Below are 5,383 nucleotides of genomic sequence, written 5' to 3' on the forward strand. Positions count from 1 at the left end.
CGGGTGGGGCTGATGACCCGGATGTCGGCATCTTCGGTGAACGTCGACGGCTCGATCTGGTGACCCACGGCGCTCGTCGACACGTAGGTGTAGGGCTTGAGCTTCGTGGTGAGCGCGATCCGGATCAGCTCGGCGGTGCCCACGACGTTGGGCCCGAACAGCTCGCGGTAGGGCAGGACGGTGTTGACCAGGGCTGCGGGATCCACGATCAGGTCGACGGTGTCGGCCAGCCGCTGCCAGGTCTGCTGGTCCAGGCCGAGGTTGGCTTCGCCCTTGTCGCCGGCGACGACCTCCAGATGATCGGCGGCGAGTTCCCGGAAGTGCCGCAACAGATCTGGGTCGCCGCTGTCGAACGTCTTGTCGAGACGGCGCCACGCGTCCTCGTCGGACTCGGCTCGCACCAGGCAGATCAGCGTGCCATCGACCAGCTCCATCCGCTCGAGCCATTCCAGGACCAGGTAGCGACCGAGGAAACCCGTCGCCCCGGTCAGCAGGACCGTCCGCACCTCGGCGCTCGGGCCTGGCAGCGTCGGGGCTCCGGACAGCGTCGTGGCGTCGATGAACTTGTCCAGCGTGAGGTCGCGAGCGTGGACCTCGGTGGTGTTGCCTCCGTGCACGGAGGCAAATCGGTGCCCCTCCGAGCTGGCGTGCCTTGCCAACTTCTGGCTCAGGCTTCTCACGGAAGGCGCGTCGAATATCGTGCGCACCGCAAGATCGGTATCAAGGGTTCTGTTGATCGCGTCTATCACCGGCATCGCCAATAGCGAATCCCCGCCCAGGTCGAAGAACGACTCGTCGACCCCGACGCGCTCAACGCCAAGGACCTGGGCGTAGATGCCGGCGACGATCTGCTCGGTCTGGGTCTGCGGCGCCTGGAAGGGCGTGGCGGCAAACACCGGCGCCGGCAGTGCCTTTCGGTCGATCTTGCCCGAGGAGGTCAACGGGAACTCATCGAGCACGACGATCTGGGACGGGACCATGTATTCAGGCAACTGCGCGCTCAACTGCTGACGCACCGCGCTGATCGTGGTGTTGGTGCGGGGGTTGTTGGCGTGGGGGGCGCTTTGGTCGGCCCAGCTGGGGGGCAGGTAGAGGTCGGTCAGCGGTGGGGTGTGCCGGCGGTGGGATTCGGGGGTGATGAAGACAGCATCGAGGGTGCCGGGTTGAGCGCCCCAGGTGACGACGACGTGGTAACCGGTGGCTTCGCCGGTGCGGTGCAATTGTTCGGGAGTGGCGGTGTCAGAGGGCGCGGTGACGCTCGCCGGGGCGACTGCGTCGGCTAGCGATAGCCCGGCGGCGAGGGCCTGCTCGATGAGGACGTCGGTGATGACTCCGGCCCGGGGGATCTCGGCGATGCGGACCGTTGCGGGACGTTGCGTTAGCAACTGGGTGCACAGCCCGCGCAATCCTGCACATTGGGTCCAGGTCCACGTGGGCACTGTCGCCAGCGAGCGGACCGACGTGGGGGTCTTATGAATGACGACGTCGTAGCGGTACCAGGTCAGTTCGTTGTCGGCAGATCCCGGTTTGACTTGGATGTCGAGCCCGGCCACGGACGGGTGGTCGGCGGCCCAGGTAGTGAAAAACTCTGGGGCCAGCAGTAATTCGGGCTCGCTGAGCACGCCGCGGTCAACTCGTTGGCGGATCTCGGCGGTGTCCGTGGTATCAGTGCGGGCGAGCGCGACTGCGGTTTGGAACGCGCCCTGCAGGGTGTGATTGCGGACGTCGCCGATGAAGAGTGCCCCGCCGGGGGCCAGCAGCTTCATGGCGCTGTCGACGAGGCCGGCCAGATATCTCGCGTTGGGGAAGTACTGGACGACCGAGTTGAGAATGATGGTGTCGAAGTAGCCCTGCGGCAGTGCCTCGGTGACGTGGGCGGGCTGGGTCAACAGCTGGACCCGATCACGCCACGGGATCCGCATCTGCTCCAGCGAGCGGGCGAGGTTGTCGATGACCACCGCCGACACGTCGGTTGCGACATAGTGCTCACACTGCGGGGCGATCTGTGACAACACCAGCCCCGAGCCCACGCCGATCTCCAACACTCGCCGCGGCTGCAGGGCCATGATCCGATGCACTGTTGCCGAGCGCCACTCCACCATCTCCTCTAGCGGGATCGGATCACCGGTGTAGCTGCTGATCCAGCTCCGAAAGTCCATGCCGAACCCCGACACCGCGACCTCGGCGCCGTACAGCTCGTTCCAGACGTGTTGCCAATCTCCAACAACTTCGGTGTCGTGGTCGGCAGTGGTGGTGTGGTCGAGGGTGATGTAGGCGACGAGGTGGGCGCCGGTGTGGGTGTGGCGCGTGGTTGCGGCCGCCTGAGCGACCTGCGGGCAGCCGAGCAGGGTGTTTTCGATTTCGCCCAGTTCGATGCGCTGTCCGCGCAGTTTGATCTGGGTGTCGGCGCGGCCCAGGTAGTCAAGTGTTCCGACGGGGGTCCAGCGCACCAGATCACCGGTGCGGTACATGCGTGCCCCGGCACCCCCGTAGGGGTTGGCCACGAACCGACCCGCGGTCAGGTCCGCCCGACCCACATAGCCGCGCGCCAGCGCGGGTCCGCCTACATATAGCTCGCCGACCACCCCGATGGGCGCCGGGTTCAGCCGGGCATCGAGCACCAGCGCGAACACTCCAGGGATCGGAGCGCCGATGTCCACCGGCTGCCCCGCCGACAGCGGCGCACTGCAGGTGACCCAGATGGTGGTCTCGGTGGGGCCGTAGGTATTGAACATCTTCCGCCCCGGTGCCCACGTGGCCGCCAACTCTTCCGGGAGGGCCTCGCCGATGGTTATCAGCGTGTCCACCCCGTCCAGCCGGGCTGGATCGAGCGACGACAGCACCGTCGGGGTGAACACTGCCGCGTTGACCTGCTGGCGCTGCAGCAAGGTGGTCAAAGCCTCCCCGGCGTACGCTTCCGGCGGCGCCACCACCAGCGCGGCCCTCGACCCCACCGCTGACAACAACTCGCCGACCGACACATCGAAGGTCGGCGAGGCCACCATCAGCAACCGCGAATCCGCGCCTAACCCGACCGCCTTGCCCAGCGTCGCCGCTAGCAGACCGGTGTGGCTGACCGCGACCCCCTTTGGGGCACCGGTGGATCCCGATGTGAACATCACATAGGCGGTGTTGTCCAGCCCCAGCGGCGCCAGCCGGTCGGCATCGGTAATCGCATCTGCACTGCGCCCGGTCACGTCTAGACCGTCGATGCGCAGCACCGGGCGCACTCCGGCTCCGGCTACGGTGTCGGCACCACAGGTCAACACACACACTGCTTCGACCGCGTCCAACATCAGGGCGATCCGCTCGACCGGATAGGTCCGATCCACCGGCACATACGCCCCGCCGGCCTTGACCACGGCCCACCACGCCACCACCAACTCCAGACACCGATCCATCGCCACGCCCACGGCACGCTCGGGACCCACCCCCGCATCGATCAGCACCCGCGCCAGTTTCGTCGACCATTCATCAAGCTCGCGGTACGACACCTCGCCGGTACCGTCGACCACCGCCACCGCGTCCGGGTCGGCAACTGCCGCCGCAGCCAACAACTGCGGCGCCACCTCCACCGGCGCTTCCACGCCGGCACCAGACCACCCAGACAGCACCAGGTCACGCTCACCGCGATCGAGCAGCGGGACGTCTCCCACCACCGCCGACGCATCCGCCACCACCGCCTCGATCACCCGCCCAAACCAGGTGACCAACCGCTCGATGGTGCCCCGGTCAAAGAGATCAGTGGCGTAGGTCACGACCCCGGCGGCCATTGGCGCGGTCGGATCGTCGGTCGGCACCTCACTGAACTCGAATTCCAGGTCGAACTTGGCGGTGCCGGTCAATGCCGTCAGCGGCTCGACGCTGAGGTCGTCGAACGACCACGTGTCGGGGCGCACATTGTTCTGGAAGGTCATGAACACTTGAAACAGCGGATGATGTGCCGTGGAGCGCACGGGGTTGAGCTGCTCGACCAGCCGCTCGAACGGAACATCCTGATTGCTGTAGGCATTCAGCGCCTTCTGACGCACCTGTTCAAGCACATCGCTGAACCGGTGCGCAGAATCGACACCTACCCGCAACACCCATGTGTTGACGAAGAACCCGACCAGATCGTCGAGCGCCTGATCCAACCGTCCGGCGATCGGCGCGCCCATTACCACGTCCTCGCCGACGCCGGCCCGGTGCAACAACACCGCCACTGCCGCCTGCAGAACCATCGAGACCGTCGTATTATGCGCCGCCGCAACCTGTTTGACGCCCACCCACACTTGCGGGTCGATACGCACGTCGATCCCGTCGCCGCGGAAACTCGGCTCCGGCGAGCGGGCCCGATCCGTCGGCAGCGACACCACCACCGGCAGATCGGCCAACTCCTGCCGCCAGTACCGCAACTGTCCGGCAATGACACTGTCCGGATCAGACTCCGCGCCCAACAATTCCTGTTGCCACAGCGTGTAATCCGCATACTGCACCGGTAACGGCGCCCACCGCGGCGCCTGTCCCCGCGCCCGTGCCCGGTACGCTTCGGCGATGCCTCTGACCATCGGAGCGAACGACCATCCGTCAAAAGCGATGTGGTGCACCACGATTGTCACTACATGCTGCTCGGGCCCGACTGAATAGATCTGCGCACAGATCGGGATCTCTGCCGACAAATCGAACTGATACCCCGCCAGCGCAATCACCCGGCCGGCCACGTCGTGCTCTGGCAGAGACATCACCACTGGGTCGCCGCGCTGCCATATCCCCGCCTTGGCCGGCATCACCTGCTGGAACGGCACACCGTCGGTGTCGGGGAATATGGTGCGCAGAGATTCGTGGCGGGCGATGACATCGTCGAGTGCCGCTCCCAGCGCCTCGACATCGAGGGGCCCGCTCATCCGAAGAGCGATCGGCATGTTGTAGGTCGCAACCGGCCCCTCGAACCGGTTGAGGAACCACATCCGGCTTTGGGCAAACGACAGCGGGACCACCGCGGGCCGTTGACCAGCCACCAACGGCTTACGCCGACCCGCATCTGCACCCGAGTCGTCGGCTCCGAGCTCGGCACCCAGCAGTCCGAGCAGTTGCAGGTCGGTGACGTATTTGATGATGATCGGCGCCGAGACGTGCGGGATGTCCGGGATGTCCTTGTCGGGCCCGATCTTTGCCTTTTGCACCGCAGCACGGAATCGGTCGGTCGAGGCGTAGGACCCGCGGGTCGGCTCGGGGGGCTCTACGTGCTCGGAATTGCGTAGCAGCAACATCTGCAGCACCGAGTGCCGGCGTTGTCGATCTGGCAGGGCACGCAGGCTGGCCTCGAACCGCTCCAACCACTCCCCGAAGTCAGCGATGCGTTGGATCGGGTAGCCGGCCTCGATCAGCCAATCGACGTAGTCAT

General features: G+C 66.1%; 3 pseudogenes. All 3 read right to left on the bottom strand.

Annotated features, from left to right (window positions below):
• Positions 1 to 629, bottom strand: a pseudogene (locus QOI01_RS13365) (SDR family oxidoreductase); the annotation flags it as partial.
• Between the two features lie 93 nt (positions 630 to 722).
• Positions 723 to 4,946, bottom strand: a pseudogene (locus tag QOI01_RS13370) (amino acid adenylation domain-containing protein); the annotation flags it as partial.
• A 108-nt stretch (positions 4,947 to 5,054) separates the two neighbouring features.
• A pseudogene (locus tag QOI01_RS13375) lies at positions 5,055 to 5,383 on the bottom strand (hypothetical protein); the annotation flags it as partial.

It is taken from the genome of Mycobacterium sp., assembly GCF_032162605.1.
In the GTDB taxonomy this organism is placed as follows: domain Bacteria; phylum Actinomycetota; class Actinomycetes; order Mycobacteriales; family Mycobacteriaceae; genus Mycobacterium.